The organism is Desulfobacterales bacterium, from assembly GCA_034520365.1.
Lineage (GTDB): Bacteria > Desulfobacterota > Desulfobacteria > Desulfobacterales > Desulfosalsimonadaceae > M55B175.
This window is the reverse complement of the sequence record JAXHNP010000006.1, coordinates 463,024-486,887: the sequence shown is the minus strand read 5'-3', so window position 1 is coordinate 486,887 and position 23,864 is coordinate 463,024. Positions and strand designations below refer to the sequence as shown.

The 23,864-nt window shown below is 51.9% G+C and carries 28 protein-coding genes; 10 read left to right on the top strand and 18 right to left on the bottom strand.

The window, feature by feature from the left end; translation table 11 throughout:
• Positions 1–73 precede the first annotated feature (73 nt).
• From U5L07_10300 to U5L07_10280, 5 genes are all read left to right on the top strand, one after another.
• Positions 74–1,579 (top strand): DEAD/DEAH box helicase, encoded by a 1,506-nt coding sequence (locus U5L07_10300; GenBank protein MDZ7832130.1) that lies wholly within the window; start codon positions 74–76, stop codon positions 1,577–1,579.
• 234 nt (positions 1,580–1,813) lie between these two features.
• On the top strand, positions 1,814–2,014 hold the full coding sequence (locus U5L07_10295) for a cold-shock protein (GenBank protein MDZ7832129.1): 201 nt from the start codon (positions 1,814–1,816) through the stop codon (positions 2,012–2,014).
• 155 nt (positions 2,015–2,169) lie between these two features.
• Complete coding sequence (locus U5L07_10290) at positions 2,170–2,343, top strand: hypothetical protein (protein ID MDZ7832128.1); 174 nt, start codon at positions 2,170–2,172, stop codon at positions 2,341–2,343.
• Positions 2,344–2,379: 36 nt separating this feature from the next.
• Positions 2,380–3,588 (top strand): hypothetical protein, encoded by a 1,209-nt coding sequence (locus U5L07_10285; protein MDZ7832127.1) that lies wholly within the window; start codon positions 2,380–2,382, stop codon positions 3,586–3,588.
• 320 nt (positions 3,589–3,908) lie between these two features.
• Positions 3,909–4,796 (top strand): carboxylate/amino acid/amine transporter, encoded by an 888-nt coding sequence (locus U5L07_10280; protein ID MDZ7832126.1) that lies wholly within the window; start codon positions 3,909–3,911, stop codon positions 4,794–4,796.
• 38 nt (positions 4,797–4,834) lie between these two features.
• Here U5L07_10280 and U5L07_10275 read toward each other — a convergent pair whose 3' ends face one another.
• The 14 genes from U5L07_10275 to ffh all read right to left on the bottom strand — a co-directional run bounded on the left by U5L07_10275 (position 4,835) and on the right by ffh (position 15,720).
• On the bottom strand, positions 4,835–5,893 hold the full coding sequence (locus tag U5L07_10275; GenBank protein MDZ7832125.1) for a hypothetical protein: 1,059 nt from the start codon (positions 5,891–5,893) through the stop codon (positions 4,835–4,837).
• Between the two features lie 138 nt (positions 5,894–6,031).
• A complete protein-coding gene (locus tag U5L07_10270) occupies positions 6,032–6,571 on the bottom strand; it encodes a carboxypeptidase-like regulatory domain-containing protein (protein ID MDZ7832124.1) in 540 nt (179 codons plus the stop codon).
• A gap of 79 nt (positions 6,572–6,650) precedes the next feature.
• On the bottom strand, positions 6,651–7,226 hold the full coding sequence (locus U5L07_10265) for a 4'-phosphopantetheinyl transferase superfamily protein (GenBank protein ID MDZ7832123.1): 576 nt from the start codon (positions 7,224–7,226) through the stop codon (positions 6,651–6,653).
• Positions 7,227–7,504: 278 nt separating this feature from the next.
• The gene (locus tag U5L07_10260; GenBank protein ID MDZ7832122.1) at positions 7,505–9,628 is read right to left on the bottom strand and encodes an acetate--CoA ligase family protein; all 2,124 of its coding nucleotides are present in this window, start codon (positions 9,626–9,628) and stop codon (positions 7,505–7,507) included.
• Positions 9,621–10,523 (bottom strand): 16S rRNA (cytidine(1402)-2'-O)-methyltransferase, encoded by a 903-nt coding sequence (rsmI, locus tag U5L07_10255; protein ID MDZ7832121.1) that lies wholly within the window; start codon positions 10,521–10,523, stop codon positions 9,621–9,623. Before rsmI ends, U5L07_10260 begins: the two co-directional genes overlap by 8 nt.
• On the bottom strand, positions 10,516–10,887 hold the full coding sequence (locus U5L07_10250; protein ID MDZ7832120.1) for a YraN family protein: 372 nt from the start codon (positions 10,885–10,887) through the stop codon (positions 10,516–10,518). The genes rsmI and U5L07_10250 overlap by 8 nt, the downstream gene beginning before the upstream one ends.
• Before the next feature lie 19 nt (positions 10,888–10,906).
• Positions 10,907–11,521 carry a ribonuclease HII gene (locus U5L07_10245; protein ID MDZ7832119.1) on the bottom strand — a complete coding sequence of 205 codons (615 nt, stop codon included), beginning with the start codon at positions 11,519–11,521 and terminating at the stop codon, positions 10,907–10,909.
• Positions 11,522–11,579: 58 nt separating this feature from the next.
• The gene (rplS, locus tag U5L07_10240; GenBank protein MDZ7832118.1) at positions 11,580–11,924 is read right to left on the bottom strand and encodes a 50S ribosomal protein L19; all 345 of its coding nucleotides are present in this window, start codon (positions 11,922–11,924) and stop codon (positions 11,580–11,582) included.
• A 57-nt stretch (positions 11,925–11,981) separates the two neighbouring features.
• Entirely contained in the window at positions 11,982–12,551 is a 570-nt protein-coding gene (locus tag U5L07_10235) for an RNA methyltransferase (GenBank protein MDZ7832117.1), read from the bottom strand.
• On the bottom strand, positions 12,541–13,290 hold the full coding sequence (gene trmD, locus U5L07_10230) for a tRNA (guanosine(37)-N1)-methyltransferase TrmD (protein ID MDZ7832116.1): 750 nt from the start codon (positions 13,288–13,290) through the stop codon (positions 12,541–12,543). Before trmD ends, U5L07_10235 begins: the two co-directional genes overlap by 11 nt.
• A gap of 14 nt (positions 13,291–13,304) precedes the next feature.
• Positions 13,305–13,814: a ribosome maturation factor RimM gene (gene rimM, locus U5L07_10225; GenBank protein ID MDZ7832115.1), complete on the bottom strand. Its 510-nt coding sequence runs from the start codon at positions 13,812–13,814 to the stop codon at positions 13,305–13,307.
• 4 nt (positions 13,815–13,818) lie between these two features.
• Entirely contained in the window at positions 13,819–14,052 is a 234-nt protein-coding gene (locus tag U5L07_10220) for a KH domain-containing protein (protein MDZ7832114.1), read from the bottom strand.
• 73 nt (positions 14,053–14,125) lie between these two features.
• Complete coding sequence (rpsP, locus tag U5L07_10215; protein ID MDZ7832113.1) at positions 14,126–14,368, bottom strand: 30S ribosomal protein S16; 243 nt, start codon at positions 14,366–14,368, stop codon at positions 14,126–14,128.
• A 17-nt stretch (positions 14,369–14,385) separates the two neighbouring features.
• Positions 14,386–15,720, bottom strand: a complete 1,335-nt coding sequence (gene ffh / locus U5L07_10210) for a signal recognition particle protein (GenBank protein MDZ7832112.1) — start codon at positions 15,718–15,720, stop codon at positions 14,386–14,388.
• A 283-nt stretch (positions 15,721–16,003) separates the two neighbouring features.
• Between ffh and rlmN the strand changes: the two genes are divergently transcribed.
• Complete coding sequence (gene rlmN / locus U5L07_10205; GenBank protein ID MDZ7832111.1) at positions 16,004–17,080, top strand: 23S rRNA (adenine(2503)-C(2))-methyltransferase RlmN; 1,077 nt, start codon at positions 16,004–16,006, stop codon at positions 17,078–17,080.
• Between the two features lie 80 nt (positions 17,081–17,160).
• Here the strand turns inward: rlmN and U5L07_10200 are convergent, their stop codons facing one another.
• The 3 genes from U5L07_10200 to U5L07_10190 all read right to left on the bottom strand — a co-directional run bounded on the left by U5L07_10200 (position 17,161) and on the right by U5L07_10190 (position 19,130).
• Entirely contained in the window at positions 17,161–17,508 is a 348-nt protein-coding gene (locus U5L07_10200; GenBank protein MDZ7832110.1) for a DNA-binding protein, read from the bottom strand.
• Positions 17,489–17,785, bottom strand: a complete 297-nt coding sequence (locus tag U5L07_10195) for a DUF6516 family protein (protein MDZ7832109.1) — start codon at positions 17,783–17,785, stop codon at positions 17,489–17,491. The genes U5L07_10200 and U5L07_10195 overlap by 20 nt, the downstream gene beginning before the upstream one ends.
• 346 nt (positions 17,786–18,131) lie before the next feature.
• A complete protein-coding gene (locus U5L07_10190) occupies positions 18,132–19,130 on the bottom strand; it encodes a tRNA 4-thiouridine(8) synthase ThiI (GenBank protein MDZ7832108.1) in 999 nt (332 codons plus the stop codon).
• 184 nt (positions 19,131–19,314) lie between these two features.
• On the opposite strand from U5L07_10190, the gene nth reads away from it, so the two are divergent.
• From nth to U5L07_10170, 4 genes are all read left to right on the top strand, one after another.
• Entirely contained in the window at positions 19,315–19,956 is a 642-nt protein-coding gene (gene nth / locus U5L07_10185; protein MDZ7832107.1) for an endonuclease III, read from the top strand.
• Between the two features lie 71 nt (positions 19,957–20,027).
• Positions 20,028–20,189 (top strand): hypothetical protein, encoded by a 162-nt coding sequence (locus U5L07_10180; GenBank protein MDZ7832106.1) that lies wholly within the window; start codon positions 20,028–20,030, stop codon positions 20,187–20,189.
• A 62-nt stretch (positions 20,190–20,251) separates the two neighbouring features.
• Positions 20,252–21,463, top strand: a complete 1,212-nt coding sequence (locus U5L07_10175; protein ID MDZ7832105.1) for a hypothetical protein — start codon at positions 20,252–20,254, stop codon at positions 21,461–21,463.
• 11 nt (positions 21,464–21,474) lie between these two features.
• Positions 21,475–22,644 (top strand): ankyrin repeat domain-containing protein, encoded by a 1,170-nt coding sequence (locus U5L07_10170; protein ID MDZ7832104.1) that lies wholly within the window; start codon positions 21,475–21,477, stop codon positions 22,642–22,644.
• A gap of 221 nt (positions 22,645–22,865) precedes the next feature.
• On the opposite strand, the gene U5L07_10165 is transcribed toward U5L07_10170, so the two are convergent.
• Positions 22,866–23,405 carry a DUF3795 domain-containing protein gene (locus tag U5L07_10165; GenBank protein ID MDZ7832103.1) on the bottom strand — a complete coding sequence of 180 codons (540 nt, stop codon included), beginning with the start codon at positions 23,403–23,405 and terminating at the stop codon, positions 22,866–22,868.
• Positions 23,406–23,864 lie beyond the last annotated feature (459 nt).

Here is a 23,864-nt window from a genome sequence, read left to right as displayed (position 1 = left end):
AAAAAGGCCAATGATTTCCCGTTAACATCTATCGCAGGGATAACTCCATTTTGAAAGAGAGAAGAATTATATCATGACATTGACCCCTCAAGCGGCCGAAGCCACAGGCTTTGGCGGACTACAGATTTTCACCCCCTTATTAAAAGCCTTGGATGCGGCCGGCTATGAAATGCCAACGCCCATCCAGGCCAAAACCATACCCGAGCTTATGGCCGGAAAAGACTTAATCGGCCAGGCCCAGACCGGCACCGGCAAAACCGCGGCCTTTGCCCTGCCCATCCTGTCCCGGATCGACTTAAAGAATCCAGAACCCCAGGCGCTGGTATTAACCCCCACCCGGGAGCTGGCCATCCAGGTCTCCGAATCTTTTTATCGCTACGCCGCCCATCTGAAAAATTTCCGGGTATTGCCCATATACGGGGGCCAGGACTACAGCGGCCAGCTCCGCCGGCTGAAGCAGGGCGTGCATGTCGTCGTCGGCACCCCCGGGCGCATCATGGATCACATGCGGCGGAAATCACTAAAGCTTGGCGCCGTCCAGACCCTGGTGCTTGACGAGGCCGATGAGATGCTCCGCATGGGCTTTATCGATGATGTGGAATGGATCCTGGGGCAGACACCGCCGGAGCGCCAGATTGCGCTTTTTTCCGCCACCGTGCCCCAGCCCATCAGAAATATCGCCAAAAAATACATGCAGCATCCCGCGCAGATCACCATTAAGTCACAGACCATGACGGTGGCCACCACCCGTCAGCGCTACCGGATCGTGGGGGAAAACCACAAGCTGGATGCCCTGACCCGGATCCTTGAAGCCGAACCCTTTGACGGGATGCTTATTTTTGTGAGAACCAAAATTGCCACCCTGGAACTGGCCAAGCGACTGGAAGCCAGGGGCTACCTGTGCGCGGCATTAAACGGGGATATATCGCAAAGCATGCGGGAGAAGACCCTTTCCCGACTGAAAGAAGGCCATTTGGACATTCTGGTGGCAACGGACGTGGCCGCCCGGGGCCTGGATGTGGACCGGATCAGCCACGTAATCAACTACGATGCCCCGTATGACCCGGAAGCCTATGTCCACCGGATCGGCCGGACCGGGCGGGCGGGCCGTTCCGGAGAGGCGATTCTCTTTATCACCCCGCGGGAGCGTCGGATGCTTCGGGCCATTGAGAGCGTCACCCGCCAGGAGATTGAGCAGCTTGAACTGCCGACCACCGAAATGATCAACAATCAGCGCATCGCCCAGTTCAAGCAGACCATTCTGGACACTTTGGCCACCAATGATCTTGGATTCTTTCACGGACTGATGGATCAGTTCCGCCAGGAACATGATGTGCCGGCCCTGGATATCGCCGCGGCTTTGGCAAAAATGGTGCAGGGAGAGGCTCCGATGCTGATGCCGGAAAAAGCGCCCGAACGAGAGGCCGCCAAACCCAAAAAACCCTTTCCTAAAAAAGGGGCTTTTAAAAAAGCGGCCAAAAGCGGCAAACCAAACCCCAAAAAAGCGGTAAACAAGAAGAATTCGGTCAGACCAGCGGGCAAAAAGAAAACCAAAACCGCCATTAACGCAAAGAGATAATTCAATATTGCAGAGCTACGGGGCGTTATTGAGACCGGGGAGCCGGAACCCCTTATATTTATTTTTAAAATATCGCTTGCGTTTATCCGGAAAGATGTTATTTTAGTAATAATCAACACGGGCTCTGCCTTTTAAGCGGCAGGTCGATTTTTTTCTGAAGGACCAAGCTGCATACCCAATGTATCATCCTCCAGTTTAAGATTTTGAGAATTTATCTGAAAGGAGGATGTAAACATGGCAAACGGAACAGTAAAGTGGTTTAATGACCGCAAAGGTTTTGGCTTCATTGAGCAGGAAGACGGACCGGACGTATTTGTGCATCACAGTGCAATCAACGCGACCGGCTTTAAATCCCTCAACGAAGGGGCGAACGTGACTTTTGACATCGAGCAGGGCGCAAAAGGCCCTGCTGCTGCCAACGTGACGGCCGAGTAATCTGCTTTTTAAAGCAATTCGTATGATAAAGGCATCTTCCGTAAATCGGGGGATGCCTTTTTTAATGGCCGCCATGATCATGATCCGGGCCGCGACGCCCATTCCCGTTTTTATCGCGCATCTCTGTCCGGCCAATCGCCAGAAAGGAAAATTCCATGGCAAAATCGCACTACCAGTTCAAAAAACGCCAGAAGGAACTGGAAAAGAAAAAAAAGAAAGAGGAAAAGCGGCAGCGCAAGCAGGAAAAGAAATCCGTTGAAACCGATGAGTCCGTTGAAACCGATGAGACGGAAAACGCGTCGGAACCTTCAACCCCGGATGATGAGTAGGCCGGGTGCCTTACTGAAAGAAAGCCTCCTGGATTGATGAAAAAATCGCCCGGCAATATCACCACCGAACTTCGCGGCATCGGAGACCTGACCATAGATGCCATCTTGGGCGTCACGGATATCGTGGAATCCCTGCACCAGACCATCTTAAGCTTCGGCGGCGTGTTATCCTCTGGCAATCGAGAGCGGACAAGGGGCATCCCCGGCATGGTTTACCGAAACATCCACACGGTGACCGAATGGGTGGGCGGTGGCATGGATATCCTGCTTGACCGGCTGAGCGTCCGGATCGGAGAGACGCCCCCGTCGCACGGGAGGGAAGCGGCTGTTGCCGCATTAAACGGGGTTTTGGGCGATCATCTGGCTGCCCGCGACAATCCGCTGGCCATCCCCATGCAGTTTCGCATCGACGGCAACCCGTTGGACAGGCAGGCGCTTTTGGATACGATTGAACAATCCAACGGAAAACTGGCCATCATGGTCCACGGATCCTGCATGAATGACCGGCAGTGGCAGCGAGACGGCCATGACCATGGCGCCATGCTGGCGCGGGACCTCGGCGTGACGCCCATATATCTTTATTATAATACCGGGCTTCATATTTCTGAAAACGGCCGGAATTTTTCCGATCTACTGGAAAGCCTTATCCAATTATCTCCCCGGACGCTGGAACTCTTTATCATCACGCACAGCATGGGCGGGCTTGTCTCCCGCAGCGCCTGCCATTATGCCCACCAAACCGGCCATACTTGGCTGCACCGGCTCCGCAAACTAATATTTCTGGGCACGCCCCATCACGGGGCAGTGCTTGAAAAAGGCGGAAACTGGATCACTATACTCATGGACACAAGCCCATACAGCGCCCCTTTTGCCCGCCTGGGCAAAATCCGGAGCGCCGGCGTCACGGACATGCGGTATGGAAACATAACCGATCAAGACTGGATGCACCGCGACAGATTCGATTGTTCAGGGGATCAGCGCATGCCCGTTGCCCTGCCGGACGGCGCAGCCTGTTATGCCGTTGCTGCAACTACCGGCAAAGCCCCAAGCAAATGGGGGGATGGAATTGTCGGCGATGGCCTGGTGACACTAAACAGCGCGCTCGGAGTCCATAAAAACCCCGCCCTCAATCTGTCCATTCCGGAATCCCGCCAATGGATCGGCCGGAATATGAACCACATGGATCTGCTCAGCCATCCGGCAGTCTATCAAAGGCTCAGACATTGGATGACAAGCCAGCCATGACAATCTTGACCCGGATATAACCGGCTTCCCGCCAGCCGCCCAAACCGCAGCCCCACGGTGAATTTGTTCTGGCGAACAACCCCACAACCATGGGGTTGTTCGCATGTAAGGTCGGCACGGTGGCCGACCCTACAAAATGTCGGCATTGCCGCGTAGGGCGGGCCACCGTGCCCGCCTGAAAAATAGATAGAACAAATTTACCCTGACCGCGGCCCAAATGCATATTGCCAAATTTTAGCTTTTCTGTCATGGCCATCGGTACAGGTAAGCTGTTGAATATCCCATAATATCAAGCAGAATTTCCCAAAGGATAGACACAAGTGGCATACCTCTGGCTCGTTACAATTCTGTGGGCGTTTTCATTCAGCCTGATCGGCGTTTACCTGGCCGGCCAGGTGGACAATTATTTTGCGGTTTTCTCCCGCATTTTTCTGGCCAGCCTGTTTTTTCTGCCGGTCATTAAATGGCGGCAGACCCCGTTATTTCTGGCCGTCCAATTGATGCTGATCGGGGGCATTCAATTGGGCGCCATGTATCTGTTCTTCTATAACGCCTTTGGTTTTTTAACAGTACCTGAGGTCGTGCTCTTTACGGTCTTTACGCCGGTATATGTCACCCTGCTCTATGATATGCTCAAGCGGCGGTTTACCCTATGGTACCTGGCCACAGCGCTTTTGGCGGTCCTGGGCGCGGCCATACTCCGCTACAACCAGCTGAGCCCGGATTTTCTGGCGGGTTTTCTGCTGGTTCAGGGGGCCAATTTCTGCTTTGCCACGGGCCAGGTGAGCTATAAATACCTGATGGAAAAACGGCCGGCAGCCGGGCATAAAAACCTGCCGCAGCACTCGGTTTTCGGATTTTTCTATATAGGGGCGCTGATTGTCTCCGCGATCGGCCTGCTCATATGGGGCGATCTGGATAAACTCCCCCAGACTCCCGGGCAATGGGGGGTTTTACTTTGGCTGGGCATTGCGGCCTCCGGGCTCGGCTATTTTTTATGGAACAAAGGCGCTACCCGGGTCGATCCCGGCGCGCTTGCCATTATGAACAATGCCTTGGTGCCGGCGGGGCTTTTGGTGAATCTGGTCATCTGGAACCGGGACATCGACATCTTTCGCCTGCTTATCGGCGGAGGGATTATTTTTCTCTCGCTCTGGTTCAATGAAGCCTGGGTCAAACCCCGGGTTGAATCCGGATATAGGCATTAAAGATGACGGCTTCGTAAAAAATCCAATTTCACCCCCCCCTATTCCATCAACGCCTCGATAAAACAGGCAATCCAAGCGGTATCGTCATCGTCGGTCCAAAGATAGGTGACTGTAATCCAGGCATTATCGCGCATCCGCAGGGCATCCCAAAAAGTACCGTCAGCCAGATCAATGCCGGCCGGGTTGACGACTTTGCGTCCGTATTCATCATAGCCGTTATTAAAATCATTCTGATAGGCGGCCTGGGCCTCCGGCAGGCCGCGGCCCAGGCCGCCGGCCTCACCCCCGTGGCTTAAGTATTGATAAATCCGCCGCTCGCTTTCTGCATCCCAGTAGTTGTCATGGATATTCCAGGGGCCGATGTCCCAAACCGGGACGGTTTCCGTATACCCGTTATGTTCGAGCTTGACCTGATACTCATACCCGCCTTTTGAACAAAGCACCCGGGTTGACGGAAGCGCCACAAAATGATCCCGCTCTTCGATCACGTGGCCGTTGGCCGTGGTGCCGCCCACCAGCCCTTCACGGGTGGCGTAAATGGTCAGGCTATAAGCGGCTTCCGGGTAAACGCCGGTCACTCGATCAGCAGCGGGCGGCATGGGAGGCGGCGGCGGGATCTCCCTTAATCGATGGCGGTAATTGTTGGTGGTTATCCATTCTGAGGTTTCAAGGCCGGATACGACATGGGCGGTTTCGCCCCCGGCTATCTTAACATCAACCTGGAGAGCCATTGCGGCGCCGGGCAGGATCCGTACCCGATCCACAGCCACCGTCGCCGCATTCTCCGGGCAAATGAGCACGGTATAGGTTTGGGCATTGCCGTTTACCGGAATGTTATTTACCAGATAGGTGCCGTCGGATGCGCTCCGGCCGCTTCGAACAGCCGCGGCTGAATCCGGCAGAATCACCCGACCGATGTTTGATTGCACCGCATCCTGATGATATTCGGCAGCTTTGGTGAGGGGCACGTCGCAGATATACACCCCGACCCCGGATATCGGGGTATCTGATGCAGCCGATTGGATGGTCCCGTAAACATTACCATAAAAAACCCGGCCATCATCGTTTTCCGACCATGCTGGTGATGCAGCAGCCAATAAAAGGCAAAAGATGCCTGGGATAACAGCAAGTAATAAAAAGCGGTTCATTCAGCCCCCATTTAGGTTAATACGATCTTCCCCGGATAAGGCAATTTTTTATTGACTGGTGCCGTCCATGACAACTCAAATGCGGCTTTATTGCGGCGGCTGTTTTAATTCATCGCTGTAGTTGATATCCACATTTTCATGCCCCTTGAATACCCGGATTAAATGGGCCCTACCGGTTCGCGTCAGCCGGCAGTTGATATTTAAGGCCATTGAGGCCCCGGGCAGCACCGGCGCCTGATCAATGACGGTATTATCAAAGCCTTCTGCCTTTATCACCAACGTATACAGCCCATATTTTTCATTTAACGGAATCCGGTTGACCATATAGGAGCCATCCGGCTGACTGGTGGCACGGCGGATCGCGGGTTCAGGCGGCGGCACGCGAATCCAGCCCTGATCGGATAACACCGCGCCATCTGTTTTTTCCGATACAAAGCGCACTGGCTGATCCGTCACATAAATCAGCGCATCGGGCACAGGGTTGCCGGTTTGGCCGTCTGTAACGGTGCCGTAAATATTTCCGAACAAAACCCTATTGCCGTCCCCGCTGTTTACGCCCGGACTAAATGCCGAGCATCCGAAAAAAAGGAACACGGCGGTCAATGCAGCGCTTATGGCTTTTTTCATACATTACCTCTTTTATCACGCACGATCCTGCGCAACCCATTCAGGTTAGGTTTAACCCGATTTAGGTGCCATTCGATAATCAATTTAGGTGCCATTCGATGGTATCCTGAGCCGTCTTTAAAACAGCGGCGATATGGTTATCGAAAAAGGTCTGGGTCACTGTAAAACTGTCTGCCTGATAATCGACAACTAGCTGAGAGTCATCGATGATCCGCCGTACCCGGCATTTGGAAAGACCGGCAAGACCCACGCCCATCCGTTTTAAAACAACCTCTTTGGCGGTCCAGAAGCGGAAAAATAGGAAGTTTGGGTCCGCATCCAGTAATTTTCGCTCGGATGCATTGATCACCCGATCAAACAGCCTGTTTTCAACCGGCCGGATTTTCTCAACATCAATTCCTGTGGGGTGTTTGGCGGCAACACCGGCGACATAGTCGGGTTTATGGCTGAGCGACCAGTAGATACCGTCAACAGGTATCGGAGCACCGCTTGGGTCTGTGTCAAATGATCGAATGGATAAGCCGTGCAATTTGGCTGAATGGGCCACCGCCTGCCGGGCATATCCTCTTAAAAAGTCCACCTGTGCTTTTCCGGAAAGATTTCGGCCGGCGGTGGGGACCGGACGGATCACTGGATAAAGCCGGGGGGTTTTCACTTCTTCATCTTCTTCTAAGTAACTTCACGGTTTAAGGTATAGGGTTTAAGGTGTAAGGTTAATGAAATCAAGAATTTATGGTCGGCACGGTGGCCGACCCTACGATGAATCGGGTTTTTCCCCATTCGTAGGGCGGGCCACCGTGCCCGCCTGAAAAATAGATAGAAAAAATTAAAAGCCGATTACGAGTACGAGCACGAGTACGAATCAGCAGAGATTGAATATTTAGCAAATTTATATCATTAAGTTTCTTTTAGCTTCTATCCCGCGCGGGCGCCCTATGACTCATCGGGCTCCAGGGTAATGATAATGTCTGCCACGGTGGCGCCGGCCCCCTCTTCATGGACAAACAGCGGGTTGATATCGAGCTCCTTGATCTCGGGGTTATCGGTCACGAGCTGGGACAATCCCACCAGCAGCCGTTCGATCTCCTCGATATCCGCCTGGGGTTTTCCGCGAAAGCCGGTCAGCAACTCATAGCCCTTGATGCTGCGGATCATACGGCGGGCATTGTTCCGGCCGATGGGCGCCAGCCGAAAGACCACGTTTTTGAAAAGCTCAACATAAATCCCGCCGAAGCCGAACATGATAAGATGACCGAAGCCCGGATACCGGTTCACGCCAAGGATCACCTCCTCGCCGGGAGGCGCCATTTTCTGAACCAGCACCCCGTCAATTTCCGCATCCGGGGCATAGGTCATGGCGTTTTCAAGAATTTCGGTAAACCCGTTCTGCACCGCTTCCTTTGTTTTAAGATTCACCTTGACCCCGCCGGCATCGGATTTATGGAGAATCTGCTGGGAAAACACCTTGAGCACCACCGGATATCCCATGTCATCCGCAACCTGGCCGGCCTCCCTGGCCGTCTGGGCAAGCTTCATGGAACATGTCTTAAAACCATAGCATTCCAAAAGCGGGGCACCGTCATATTCGCCGAGTATGGCTTTGCCGGATGTCAGGCAATCATCCACAATCTCGCGCGCCTTTTTCGAATCAAAGTCGATATCATAGGGCGGCAGAATCCGGCGCTTCAGCCAGCGCGTGGCCTCATAGAGTTTTCCCATGGCCCGGGCCGCATTTTCCGGAAAGCGGTAGACGGGCACATGGTGCTCCTGCAAATGCTTGACGCCGGCCGATACGTCCACGACGCCCATGAAACTGCAGACAATCGGCTTCTTAGTCTTCTGATAGGCATTCACGATGGCTTCTGCGGTGCCGATGGCATCGGTCATGGACTGGGGCGTTAAAATCATGAGCACCCCGTCCACCCCATTGTCTTTAATCACCGCCTCCAGGGCATGCTCGTACCGGTCTTTGGAGGCATCCCCAATCACATCCACCGGGTTATTGAAATTGGCCGTGGGCGGCAGATGCTGGCGCAGGGCCTCATCGGTTTTTTGGGAAAACTTTGCCAGGCTGAGTCCGGACACCTCGGTCATATCCGTTGCAATGATTCCCGGACCGCCTGCATTGGTGATAATGGCCACCCGATTGCCGGTGGGCATCCGCCGGGCGGAAAAAGCCTCGGCATAATCGAACAGATCATCCACAGTGTCTACCCGGATGATCCCTGCCTGATTAAAAATGGCATTATATACGGCCTCTGTGCCGGCTAAGGACCCGGTGTGCGATGCCGCCGCCTTGGCGCCGGCCGCGGTCTTGCCGGATTTGATCACCAGAATGGGCGTGGGCCGGTCGCCGGAGGTAATTTCCTTTACCTCTTCGATGAAATTCTCCCGCATGCGGAGCTCTTCCATATAGACCATGATCACATGGGTCTCAGGATCCTTGTGATAGTATTTCAAGAGGTCGAGTTCCTCCACATCCGCCTTGTTTCCGATGGAGACAAACTTTGAAAACCCGAAGCCCCGGTCCGCGGCAAAATCAAGCACCGCGGTGCAAAGCGCGCCGCTCTGGGAGATAAAAGAAATATTGCCCTTATGCGGAATCCGGGTGGAGAAGCTGGCATTCAAACGGACATCCAGGCTGGGATTGATAACACCCAGGCAGTTGGGGCCGATGAGGGGCACCCCGGCGGCCTGGCATTTGGCTGCAATTTGCTCCTCAATCTGAGCGCCTTCACCGCCGACTTCCTTGAAGCCGGCGGAGACGATTACAATCCCGCGAACCCCCTTATCAATACAGTCATCCACCGCCTGAAGCGCAACTTTCGGGGGTAGAATAAGCATGGCCAGATCAATGGGGTCCGGAATATCCTTGACCGTGGGATAGCAGCGAACGCTTAAAATGGAGCGCGCCTTGGGGTTGACCGGATACAGGGTTCCTTTATACTCGCCGCGCAGCACATTGGCAAAAATGTCATGCCCCACTTTGCCGGGGGTTGACGAGGCGCCCACCACGGCGACCGATTCGGGTGAAAATATGGCATCCAGCTTATCCATTGGCTCCATCTCCTTTCTCGCCACTTTCTTCGTTCATTTCCGATTTCATTTGAAGGATCATTTCATAAACCTGATTTTTGGGCATGCCGTAACGGCCGGCCAGGTCCCGGGAAAGACGGGCGGTGCCCGTGGCACCGTCTCTTAAGGCCGCACCGATCTCCTCTTTGACCGCCTCCGTAAAATCTTCCGCCGCTGATTCCTGACCGGAGACCAGGAGAGTAATTTCACCCTTGATATCTGAGCGGCTCTCCAGATCGATCTTGACATCCTCAACCCGGCCCCGGATAAACTCCTCATAACGCTTGGTCATCTCGCGGGCCAAAACCACCGGCCGATTGCCCCAAACCGCCGCAACCTCCTGCAAAAGTCCAATAATCCGATTGGGGGACTCATAGAATATAACGGTGGCATGTACATTCGCAAGCTGTTTTAGCCGGGCAAGCCGTTTCGCGGATTTGTGCGGCAGAAACCCCACAAACAGAAAGGTGTCAGAGGCAAGACCTGAGGCGCTCAATGCGGCCACAGCCGCCGAAGGGCCCGGGATGGGAACAATCCGGATATTTGCCGCGATAGCGGCCGTAAGCACCCGATAGCCCGGGTCGGATACGGCCGGTGTGCCGGCATCAGACAGAAGCGCCACTGAGGCCCCGGCAGTCAATCTTTGAACAAGCTCCTCGGCCCGTTTGCGCTCATTATGCTCATTGCAGGAGATGAGCTTTGCGGAGATTCCGTAATGCGACAGCAATTTCCGGGTATGGCGGGTATCCTCCGCGGCGATCAGATCCACTGTCTTTAGCACGTCCAGTGCCCGCAGGGTAATATCTGACAGATTGCCGATGGGGGTGGCCACGATATAGATAATGCCCGGGGCGGTACCTGTGGGGTGCTCAGTCATAACAGAGCCAGAAGGCGTTCTGAATGGTTTCGATTTCCGGCGGATTGACGGCGGTATTGATCAAAACCACATCAAACCGGGCCTTAGAGTTGAGCTGCCGGGTCTGTTTAAGATAGGCGAGCGCGGTGATGGAGAGTTTTTTCTGTTTTTGGGGCGTTATGGCCAGCCGCGGGCTGCCGTAGGTATCCGAACGCCTTGTCTTTACTTCGACAAAAACCAGGGTGCCGTCATCCTTTGCGATTAAATCGATTTCGCCCAGCTTGTTCCGGTAATTGCGCTCAAGGATCTGATATCCGTTTTTCCTGAGATGCCGCTCGGCCATCGCTTCCCCGGTTTGGCCCAGTTTTTGTCTGCGGTTTAACATCTGATGGGGATACCCGTAGCTATTGAGAAGAGAAAGCGGCCACCCCTTTAAAACTCATGCGATGGATGGGCGACGCCCCGTATGCCTCGATGGCGGATTTATGGGCCTGGGTGGGATAGCCCTTGTTTGCGGCAAAATCATACTCCGGATAATCCATGTCATAGACATCCATCATCCGGTCACGGGTGACTTTGGCGACAATGGAGGCGGCCGCGATGGAGATGCTTAACTGGTCGCCCTTGATAATGGTTTCCTGCGGCACATCCACCGGCAATGCCTGATTGCCGTCGACAAGAATGAAGTCCGGTTTCGGCGAGAGATTGTAAAGCGCCATGGCCATGGCGGTAAAAGCGGCCTGCAGGATATTGATCCGGTCAATTTCAACCGCATCCACAAGCCCCACGCCGATTGCGCTGGCTTGCTGATAAACCGCCTCATAAACGGCCTCCCGCTTTTTGGCGGAAAGCCGCTTGGAATCCGTAATGCCCAAATCCGGCAGCGCTTCCGGCAGGATGACAGCCGCCGCCACCACCGGACCCGCCAGCGGCCCGCGGCCCACTTCATCAATTCCGGCGATGCGATTGTAACCGCGCTGCCGGGCCTGATATTCATGCATCCATTGATCCGGCGCCATTTGGATTTGTCCACTTGTCTGCCGGGTTCAAAAATGACGGCTTCGTAAAAGGCCGTCGTTATCGCCTGAGCTCTTTGATCCGGGCGGCCTTGCCCTTGAGATTTCTCAAATAGTAAATCTTGGAGCGCCGCACCCGCCCGTGGGCCACGACTTCGATTTTGTCAATGCTCGGTGAATTCAAGGGGAATACCCGTTCCACCCCCACCCCATAGGAGACCTTACGCACGGTAAATGTGGCATTGGTGGTGCCTTTTCGCTTGCTGATCACCACGCCCTTAAACACCTGCACCCGCTCTTTTTCCCCTTCACGAATACGCACATGCACGCGGACGGTATCTCCGGGAAAAAATTCCGGATAATCGAGCCGAAGCTGTTCTTTTTCAAGCTGTTTGATTTTTTCCATGACAAAAACCCCTGTTAATTATTCAATCAGACCCAAACGTCTGATCGGTATTCCTGGTTAATATTGCCTTCCCAACACCCGGTCCAGAATAATGGCGGCAGCCGCCCGCACAGGCAGATGATTATAACCGGTATTGCCCCGAATAGGCGCCAGCACGAAATCGGCTGAGGCAATTACATCATCTGTCAAGCCCCAGGCCGTGCCAAGCATCAGAATATATGCCGCGGCCTCGGATGACAGTTTCTGCCGCAGCAGGTGAAACGGCAATCCTTCCTTATTTGCGGCAGCCCCCGTTGCGATGGTCCGAACCGGCTGCAAAGGCTCTATCGCTGTAATTTCATCGATCACTGATTCAAGGCTGTCCGCAACCCGGACCAGATTCAGCGCTTCCCGTCGCTTGGGATTATATGAGGCCCCCCAGCCATCCTGCCAGTGGGATATAATTTTTCGAACCAGCGCCTGTTGATCCCTAAGGGGGGTTATCACATAAACGGCGGTGACGCCATAAGTTTTTGCCAGCCGGGACAGATCATGCAAATCCAGGTTGGTGACCGCCGATGCGATGGTTTCCCCGTTCTTGTTTTTGACCGGATGGTGCAGCAATGCCAGATATACGCTACTCGGCAACAAATTGTTCAATACGGCGGCACCACCTTTTTAAAATTTCTTTTTCCGCTTCTGAGAGCGCCCGGTTTTCCAAAAGATCCGGGCGTTTGATCAAAGTCCGCAGAAGCGCGTCCTCAAACCGCCACTTTTCAATGGCCGCATGATTGCCGGACAAAAGAATTTCCGGCACCGGCTCCCCGTTAAATACCGGCGGCCTTGTGTAATGGGCATGCTCCAGCAGGCTCTCCGAAAATGAGTCCCTTTCCGCCGAATCCTCGCATCCCAAAGCCCCCGGCAGCAGCCGCGTGACCGCATCAATGACCACCATGGCCGCGGGCTCCCCCCCGGTTAAGACATAATCGCCGATGGAGATTTCATCGTCGACATATGCCTCGCAGACCCGCTCGTCAATGCCTTCGTAGCGGCCGCAAATAAAAATCAGACCGTCGTGCAGCGCCAGATCCCCGGCTATCTGCTGCTGAAACGGCCTTCCCTGCGGGGAGAGCAAAATCGTTTTCGCCGTGGGCTGACGGCTTTTTGCCGCTTCAATGGCAGCGGCCAGCGGCTCGGGCTTCATCACCATGCCGGCCCCGCCGCCGTAAGGCCTGTCATCGGTTTCCCGGTGCCGGCCTTTGGCAAAATCCCGGATATTTGTGACCGCGACCGTAATAATCTCATCGGCCATGGCCCGCCGGATAATGCCATGGGCCAGAAACGAATCAAAAATCTCGGGAAAAATTGTCAATACCTGATAATCCATCTGTCCGACCCTGCCTAAAGACCTTCCGGCAGATCCACCTGTATGGTCTTTTTCTCAAGATCAATTTGCCGGACAATGGATTCAATCACCGGTACCAGCCGTTCGGCTTCGTCTTCATTCTTGACGACCAGTACATCGTTGGCGCCGGTGGCAAAAACATGATCGACTTGCCCGATATAGGTATCATTCTCATATACCGCGAGACCGATCAAATCGTGCCAGTACCATGTGTCGTCCTCAAGTTCGGGAAGTTCCGAGCGATTGATAAAAAGCTCCGCGCCCATCAGATCTTGCGCGGCCTCCCGCGTCTCAATCGCCTCAAATGCCACGCGCAGAAGATTCTTATGCGGCCGGCAATCCCGGACGATATAAGCTTCCTGTCTGCCCTTACCTGTTTCAACGTAAACCTGTCCGCCACGGGTAAACGGCTCTGAATTTTCCGCAAAGGATACGATCTTCACATACCCGTTTATCCCGTGAACCCCCACCACTGTGCCGATGTGGAGGTCACCGCCCTTTTCCATCCCTTCAGTCTTCGACGATTTCCAGGACGGTCCGCTTTCGGTTCTTTGCTGACGCGGCGCTCAACAAGGTCCGCATGGCGCGTGCGGTTCTTCCCTGCTTTCCGATTACCTTTCCCAGATCCTCCTTTGCCACTTTCAGCTCCAAAACCGAGGTCTGGTCCCCTTCAACTTCGGTCACCACCACCTCATCCGGATTGTCCACCAGTGCCTTTGCAATGTTCGTGATCAGATCTTTCATGGTCATGGTCCGACTCCTTTAATCGATTCTGGGAATTGAGGACGTTCCAGGTACAACTCTAATAAAGCAAGGCTTAGGAAGCTCCTTGTTTTTTGATCAGGCTGTTAACCGTGCTGGTAGGAACCGCCCCCCGGCCGAGCCAGTACTGCACCCGATCCTGCTTCATTGAGACTTCAGAGGGTTCCACCATCGGATTGTAGGTCCCCACGGTTTCCAGAAACCTGCCGTCGCGCGGATACCGCTCATCAGCAACCACAATCCGGTAAAACGGGCGTTTTTTTGCGCCAAATCTAGCCAATCTGATTTTCACTGCCATAATCGCTTATCACTCCTTTAAAAAGGCATCATCCCGCGGCCGAGTCCTTTCATCATACCGCCTTTGTTCATTTTCTTGAGCATCTTAAGTACCTGAGAATAATTCTTAAGCAGCTTATTAACATCTTGTACACTGGTCCCGCTGCCATTTGCAATCCTTTTTCGCCGGCTGCCGTTGATAATGTTATGCTGCCGGCGCTCTTGCCTGGTCATGGAGTTGATGATGGCTTCAATCTTAACCAGTTCCCCATCATCAACATCCATATTTTTAAGCTGCTTGCTTTTTCCCGCGCCCGGTATCATCTTGATCAGGTCGGTTAATGAGCCCATTTTCCGAACCTGGGCCATCTGATCCCGGAAATCCTCCAGCGTGAATTCGCTTTTGCGGAGTTTTTTCTCCAGATCCGCCGCTTTTTGTTCATCAACGGCACTCTGGGCTTTTTCAATAAAGGAAAGCATGTCCCCCATGCCCAGGATCCGGGAAGCCATCCGATCCGGATGAAACGGCTCCAGGGCGTTTGATTTTTCCCCGACACCGATGAACTTGATCGGTTTGCCGGTAATCGCCTTGATGGACAATGCCGCACCGCCGCGGGCATCCCCGTCCATTTTGGAGAGGACCACCCCGTCGATATCCAGTTCCTCGTTAAAGGACTGGGCGATGTTGACCGCGTCCTGGCCGGTCATGGCATCAGCTACCAGCATAATATCCGAAGGCTCAAGCGTCTTTTTGATATTAGCCAGCTCGGCCATCAGCGTCTCATCAATATGAAGCCGGCCCGCGGTATCCAGGATCATCACATCGCAGTCTTCCTGCCGGGCCGCTTCCCGGGCCTTGCGGGCGATTTCCACCGGATCCATATCCGTGGTTGACGGATAGACCGGTACGGACAACTCACCGGCAAGCTTTGTCAGCTGATCGATAGCTGCCGGCCGGTAAACATCCACCGGCACCATATAAGGCTTTTTGCCGGTTTTTCGCAGATGTACGGCCAGCTTTCCGGCGGATGTCGTCTTACCCGAACCCTGCAACCCCACCAGCATCACGGTTGCCGGTGACGGGCCGGAGAGGTTTAAATCCTCGTGCTGGCTGCCCATTAAAGCGGTCAGCTCGTCATTGACGATCTTGATTACCTGCTGGCCCGGGGTCAGGCTGGAGAGCACTTCCTGGCCGATGGCCCGCTCCTTGATTTCCGCGATCAGCTTTTTGACCACCTTGTAGTGGGCATCCGCCTCAAGAAGCGCCATCCGGACTTCACGCAGGCCGTCCTCGATATTTTTCTCGGAAAGCTTGCCCTCGCCCTTTAGCTTTTTAAAAACCGAATTCAGCCGCTCGCTTAGATTATCAAACATAACTCTTCCCGGAATTTTAACTAAACTCTTGATTCTAAAATTATTTCGATGCTATGTCAAGAAGATTATATTTTCTGCCAGGACAAATTTGTTCTGTCTTTTCTTAGGCAGGCACGGTGGCCTGCCCTACGGCCACATGCATCGTAGAGTCGGCCACCGTGCCGACTAATTGTCCGTTAACTTAATATAATTATAATCCTTATTACAAAAGAATAAAGGGCATTTTTAAGGTATTTGTAATCAATTTTATTAGAGCAAGAGTAAGATTAAGACGTTAAATTAAATGGCAGCGGACACGACTCAAAACATAAAAGATCTGGATCAAGCCCGGCTGGCCGACTGGATTGCGGCCCAGGGGCTTCCCAAATTCCGAAACGAACAGATCCGGCGCTGGCTCTATGCGCGCCGGGCCCGGTCATTTGACGAAATGACAGACATCTCGAAACCCACCCGGGAGCTGCTCGACGCCCATTTTTCAATCATCCCGCCCATGATCAGCCGGGTTGAGACCTCTGTTGACGGCTCACAAAAATACCTGTTCGTCTTAAAAGACGGAAACACCATTGAAAGCGTCCTGATCCCGGAGCGCGAGCATTACACCCTATGCATCTCAACCCAGGTCGGCTGCGCCATGGGCTGCCGTTTCTGCATGACCGGCAAAAGCGGGCTGACCCGCAATTTAACCAAAGCGGAGATACTGGATCAGGTCCTGGGCGTGCTGGATGAACTCCCCCCGGACGGCCCCCGGCTGACCAATATCGTACTGATGGGCATGGGCGAGCCGCTGGCCAATTATGAAAATGTCCGGCAGGCCATTGACATTATGACTGACAACCGGATCGGCCTGCAGCTTTCGCACCGCCGCGTCACCCTCTCCACCGCGGGCATTGTCCCCCGGTTAAAGGATCTGGCCCGGGATAGCAAAATCCGGCTGGCGGTCTCGTTAAATGCCAGCGACAATGAGACCCGCAACATGCTGATGCCGATTAACCGGAAATATCCGCTGGAGGATCTGATTGGTGCATGTATCGAGTATTCCCTGGCACCGCGGGACAAGATCACCTTTGAATACATTCTTATCAAAGATATCAACGACCGGATAGAGGATGCCCGGCGCCTGGCCAAACTCCTGCGGCCGGTCAAAGCCAAAATCAACCTGATCCCGTTTAACGAGTATCCGGAAAGCGAGTTCAAACGGCCCGATCAATCCGTGATCGAGGCCTTTCAGTCAGAACTCCTTAAGCAGCACTACACGGCCATCATCCGCTGGAGCAAGGGGGCGGACATATCCGCGGCCTGCGGCCAGCTGAGGGGAAAGGCGGCTGGCGAGAATCATGCTTCGGCAAGACACACTCTATGACCGGAAAATTGGGAATAATTAAGCTGGCCCGGCGAGTCCTTCGCGGACACCGGGAGGTGATCCGCCAGGCCGACGGATTATCAGGCTGCATGTAACGCGAATTCGACTTTCACAGTTTCGTATGGAAAAAAGATGCGCCCGGTATCAGTGCGATCAAGAATCCCGGCGTTTAGCAGTGCGGTGACATCCCCATGAACGGCCTTAACATCCCGACCGGCAAGACGTGCAGCTTCACGGATTGATACGGGGCCTGCCCCGCAAAGCACCTTGAGAAGTTTCCAGCGGTTTGCTGTTAGCACACGCCAAATCAATTCCGGGGACGAAAAACTTATACGCGCGGATTCCTGGGGGTGGCCCGTCTTCCATGCCTGTGTAAAATCTGCCATTGAATTGGCAGGCGCTCTTACATCAAGGGTTAAGGTTTTCATTGTTCCACCTCTTTATGTCACTTTGGAAATCAGCGACCAATTGATCCGGTGTCGTAAACCTGTAGGCACTTTCTTTTCCATTGAAATGCCGGTGGTCACCTTTGCCAGCCTCGTTGTCGTAGCGCAAAACACATTGGCCACCCACAACATAGGCCAGTCTGTATTTGAACTCATGCAAACACCCACCCAGCGGCTTTGGAAGACGCCACAAAACCAACTCCGCAAATGCCGATTCAGAATAAATAATGCGCGTGTTAACGAGTTCAAGGGCTTTCATGTTGGAGATTATAACAACACCTTAACCGGTTGTCAATTCCGCTATCTCAAAATCCACCCAACAGCTTCTGAGTAACTTAATCGTACTCAGTCCCGCGCGAGCGGGACGGTTCTCGTACTCGTAATCGTACTCGAAAAAATCAAAAGCCGATTACGAGCACGAGTACGAGTACGAGTACGAGTACGAATCAGCAGAGATTGAATTTTTAACAAATTTATATCATTAAGTTATTTTTAGGCTCGGTCCCGGGCGCACGGCCCGGGGGGCATACTTCTAAGTAACTTATCGGGTTTTAGGTTTAGGTTAACACCTAATACCCAATACCCAATACCCAATACCCATTTATTTACGGAATCATCAAAGACTGTACCTGCTCATTCGGGATCGGGGGCACCGCAATCGTCTTTGTGCCGTCCGGCATGTGGATCTTCACCGCTGTTTGTTCGCCGGCCGGCGCCTTGCTGTAGCCCGCACACACCGATGCCGCCCAATGCACTATCTCTTCCGGCGCCCCGTGCGGGAGCAGGCCCACCGGCCCGGGATGAACGGCCATTTGAATCAGCACATCGCTTTCCGGCCGATAGCATGACACCATATTTTTATTATCCGATTTATCACGCCCCACCACGAGCTTAACAGCCTCGTTGGCGCGCAGGTGGCGGCCGTATTTTAAGAGCTCAAGGTCCTCGCGCGTGAAGTCCGCCTGATGGTCAAATAGATCCTGCAGCCGGCGGGCGTATCCTTTATCCGTCAGCAGGCAGCCGCCAGCCGGCGCCGGATAATCCGTCACCCCGAATGATTCGGCAAGGGCAATCTGGGGTTTTCTGGAGCGGCCGGTAATCGCGCATAAAAGCTCCCTATTTACAAGCCCCGATTTTTCCATCCGGGTTTCGGGCAGACGCTTAGCGCTCAAGGGCCTTAGAATATAGCCGTCATACCCGGAATGCTTTTCCACATACCGCATGCTGGGCTTGGTCTGGGACATGGGCCGCTGCCCCAGAACCTCGCCTGAGAAAAGAAAATCGCTTTCGGTTTCCGGCATCATTTCGCCGGCGATCCGAAACATAAGCGCGTGGCAATCCAGACAGGGATTCATGCCCTGGCCGTAGCCGCAGCGCGGGTTTTTAAGCATCGGGACATAGCGATCCGTAATATCCTTGACAATCAGGGGGATTTTATTTTTACTGGCGGTTCTCCGGGCTTTTTCCGCGGTAAAAAACGGCGTCTCAAATGTGACCCATTGCACCTCAATATCCTGATCCCGCAGCACCAAAGCGGCCAGGATGCTGTCCAATCCGCCGGAACAAAGGCCCAGGGCTTTTACTTTCTTCTTATTGAAATTCATTTTAAATTCTTGCAATCTTTGCAACGGCGACCTAAAGGTCGCTTTCATAGTATCTACATCGGGTGCGCCATTATCGCCCGCATAATAAGTATTCACGCGAATGACATACGCTATGTAGAGGAAGCCTTCAGGCTTCCTGAGTGTGTCAGCCAAAATCAATTTTACAGAAGTATGGACAAAGCTTATGCCCAAAACCAATCAACGCATCCAAAAAATTCGACAGATATTAAATACCCGATACCCGGATGTCAAGACACAGCTCATGCATGAAAATGCATTTCAGCTGCTGATGGCAACGATTCTTTCCGCCCAGTGCACGGATCGGCAGGTCAACCAGGTAACCGGAAAACTTTTTCAGGCTTTAAAGACCCCCAAGGATTTTGCCGATGCACCGATCGAAACCATCGAAAGCTATATCCGCTCCACCGGATTCTACCACAACAAGGCCAAAAACCTGAAAAACTGCGCCCAAGCCCTGATAGACCAATATAACGGTATTGTGCCAGAAAATTTGGAAGATTTGGTCAAACTCCCCGGCGTGGGCCGCAAAACCGCGAACGTGGTTTTGGGTGCGGCCTTCGGCATCCCGGGCATTGTGGTGGACACCCATGTGTCAAGGATTTCGCAAAGACTTGGGTTGACTGAAAACACGGATGCCACAAAGATTGAATACGACCTCATGAAGGCGATTCCCAAGCCTGAGTGGAATGATTTTTCGCTGCGGCTGATCTACTTCGGCCGTGAAATCTGCATGGCCCGAAAGCCCGACTGCCCGCACTGTCCCGTAAATCACCTCTGCTTCTATCCGGATAAAACCGCGAGCTGACCCATGGCCTCCCGGGAACCTGCCCCTTGGCGCCCATCTGTCCATTGCCAAAGGCCTTCACGAGGCGGTTTATGCGGCAGCCGGCTCTTTGGTGGAAAGGTATGCGCACATCAGGGAAGGAAAAAGCGGATTGGCTGGCCATCCAACTTGAAAGCTGGACAGAGCTTTATATTATTCATATTCGCCCATCCGCTTTAGCTGAATTTATGAAACGCCCGCAAGTTGGAAATTAAATCGGTATATAGAATTAGCTCAAACCTATTATGTTGAATTTTATTTATCTGGGAGGTCTGCTATGGAGGAAAAAACGATAACGATCACTCGGCATCAATTATACAAAAAGGTGTGGCAAACCCCCATTGTACAGCTGGCAAAAGAATACTCTTTATCGGATGTGGGGCTTGCTAAAATATGCAAAAAATATGACATCCCAAGACCGCCCCGAGGATATTGGGCTAAAAAAGCAGCAGGGATTGAGGTTGAAAAAATTCCTTTGCCGAATAAAAGCCGCAATGAAGAAATCACAATACACCCCAACCTATATGATAATAAACGATTTGAAGAAAATCATTCGATACAACAATATCTTCCGGAAAACGATATAGGTCCGGTCCTCGTTGCAAAAAGGCTCGCTTCCCCGCATCCACTAGTTGAACAAGCAGCAGCAGTGCTTAACCAGTCAGAACCCAATGAAAACGGCTTGCTTGAAGCAAAATCGAATAATTGTCTAAATATCAAGGTTTCCAGTAAAGTTTTGCCAAGAGCCTTACGGATTATGGATTCATTGATAAAAAACTTAAATGACTTACAATTCGACGTATACATTACCAAAGGCAATACAGTTGTGAATATTGATGACATTGAATTGGAATTCGGGATACGGGAGGAACTTAAAACAGAACAAAAGCGATCCGATCCTACGTTAGATGGTTATTATCGCTTCAACCACAGTCGATACCATCAAGTAAAAGTCTCCTCCGGCAATCTTTGTCTTTCCGTACTCGATTTTTATACCGGTGATAATCTGCAAAAAAATTGGCGGGATACCAAGAGAAAACAACTTGAGGATGAACTTGAAAAATTCATTAAGGGCCTCATAAAAATTGCAGTTAGTGAAAAAGAAAAAGCTCGCCAGAGAGAAGAACGCGAACGCCAACGTCAGGAAATGATTAAACGGCGTGAAGAAGAAAAACGCAGGAGAGAGGAACTCCAGCGCAAAATTAACGAGGAACAGAACCGGATCGATGCCCTTGTTGGTAGTGCTGAGAACTGGCGAAAAAGTAAACTTTTGCATGAATTTATCGCCGCTGTTGAAAAGAGTTTATCCAGGGGGGAATGCCATTATACCCCAGATTGTGATTGGGAAGAATGGTTTAAATGGGCACAGGATCAAGCGGATCGTCTTGATCCTTTAACTCCAAGCCCACCTTCTATTATTGACGAAGATATTGAAAGCTTGCAGTCTGAGACTGAATATGAGCGCGATCCATTTTCTTTTCTTGGATAATTGGAGCATTTATGAAACCAACTGAATCATATGAGGTAATCAAAGAGCTAAATGAATTATGCAAAACCGGCAAGCTTTTTGATGTTCAGGATTGGATTAAAGCTGGAAAACCCATAAACCCAAAGCAACCGGAAAAAGGCAACAGAAGAAAGACACCTTTAGAGGTAGCCATTGATAAGGGCTCCCATAGTCTAGTTCAAATTCTGCTTGAAGCCGGGGCAGTGATCTCGGATGACCGTTACAACGCTCTTGACCAGGCCATTTCTGAAAGACGATTAGATATCATAAAGCTGCTCGTGGAGCACGGGGCTGATGTCCATTCAATTGATATGGTTTTAGTGTTCGATACCTGGGATCCAAAAATTATGGAGTATTTCATCGAACACGGCGCTGATGTGGAAACAGATTATCCCTTGGCCGTCGCATTATGCTATAGAATTCGGACTGCACTTGGAGTTTTAAAGCGCCACAAGCAACGGTTCCCAACATTTCAAGAACAAGCCAATATTGCCCTCCGTCATCATTCTAAAGAAGGCAATTTGAAATGGGTATCGCTAATGCTATGGGCAGGGGCTGATCCCTATGCAGCGGGTCCGGAACTTGATGAAGTTGAAATTGATCCAGAAGATGAAATGCTTTGTGCTTTAGAATATGCAGCATTATATGATCATTATGAAATTTTCAAACTCAAGCAAATCAAATTAAACCCTGAGCACCCCAAGGCTTCAGAACTCCTGGAATATGCATGTTATTCTAAAAATGCAAATCTGCTGAAAATGTTACTCGAAAATGGTTTTGACCCAAGTGCCCGTGAGGATGGGGGAACCTTATTAATTCAAAGATGCTTAAGAACAATGACCGATCTTTGGGATCGCCACCCTTATGGTCTTGGACCTCTTAGGAATCTCGATACGGATAAGGCGCGGGAAAAAATGAAGATGATTCATTTATTAGCCAAGCATGGGGCCAAATGGATTCCTGATGAAAAAACCACAATAAAAGATGCCAGGCAACCGCTTTTAAAAATGATGCCTGACTATACTGTCGAGTTTATCTGGATAATGTCCGAATATAAAGCCAGCAGTCGAGCTCTTATTGAAGAGCTAATTCGGACACCCTCAATAAAAACTGTTGTCTTTGAGCATAAATCGAGGATCAACGATTTGCTGGATAAATTTTAACAACTCGCCCCCTGTGTGGATGTTTTTGTGGATCTTTACAGTGATTCATAATGATTTTTGATGATTTATAATGACAAAAGGCAGAATTCGGCGCTTTTTTAAGTATTCATAATTATTTGTTATTTCTGGTATTACCGGATCATGATTTATGCTGGGGTGGTTCAGAAGATTGTGGATATTGCTTGAAGCCTGATCTTTAAACCTGCGCCCAATGGCCGGGCTTATTTATCTGATTCCGGCGTCTTTAGTTCAAACGTCCCATCCAAAACATCGGCAACCTCAACCTTGCAGCTACGGCAGCGCTGAGCGCCTCTGAACAGCGGGTAGCCGCATTCCGGGCAATGATATCTTTCACACTCATGGCGCGCCCATTCTTCACTGCCCTTTTCATCCCCATATTCCGCGACTTTCTCCCGCCATATGGGAATTGTCCGCTTCATGACCCGGCGGCCTGTGGATATCGGAAAGTTCTCTATAAGTTTGCAGGGCCATTCATCACATTGGTGGCAGGAGTAATAGCCCTTGGCATTGACGCAATTCCTGATTTCACACAACTGGCAGATGGCATAAAGCTTTTTGGACTGCATGCAGCCCAGGCATTCGGTTTCCTCAGGCTTTGAGCCATAAAGATTGCCCATAACCGCCTTGAACTTTTCATTATTATCCCGCGTGGCGATATAAACGGCGCAAGTACCGCAATACAAGCCGCATGGAGCCATCAGTTCCTTGTTTTTGATCTCGTCTTCTGTCCATCCCCTCATCGCCCTGTTCTCCTGTTTTTTGCTTATGCTATGTATTCATATCAGCACAAACCCGCCGACACAATCACGCCGAGGTTAAAAAATGGCTTTTTATTTTTCAATGCCCCGCTTTTTTTAACACCCGACCCCAACTGCCCCTCCCCGGGATCGTCCAAATTAGAAGCAAAGCTCCCTTCTCAGCGTAGGTGCTGAGCAACAATTTGAGCCCGGTCTCTCTCCCCCTGTGAGTCACGTGAGTCGCCCACCACCCTTTTTCCAATTTTGTCATCATGACATTTTTCGAGCAAGGGTTAAATCCGACTCACGATACTCACATACGCTTAACGGCACCGCGATTTTTACTGCCCTCTCCTTGACTTCTCTCAGCAAATCAGGTAGCAATGAATTCGGGCATTTACTCCGAATCCATTGGACGCCTTATGACTCTTCAAAATCGGCCTCGGAAACAACCCGCGCATT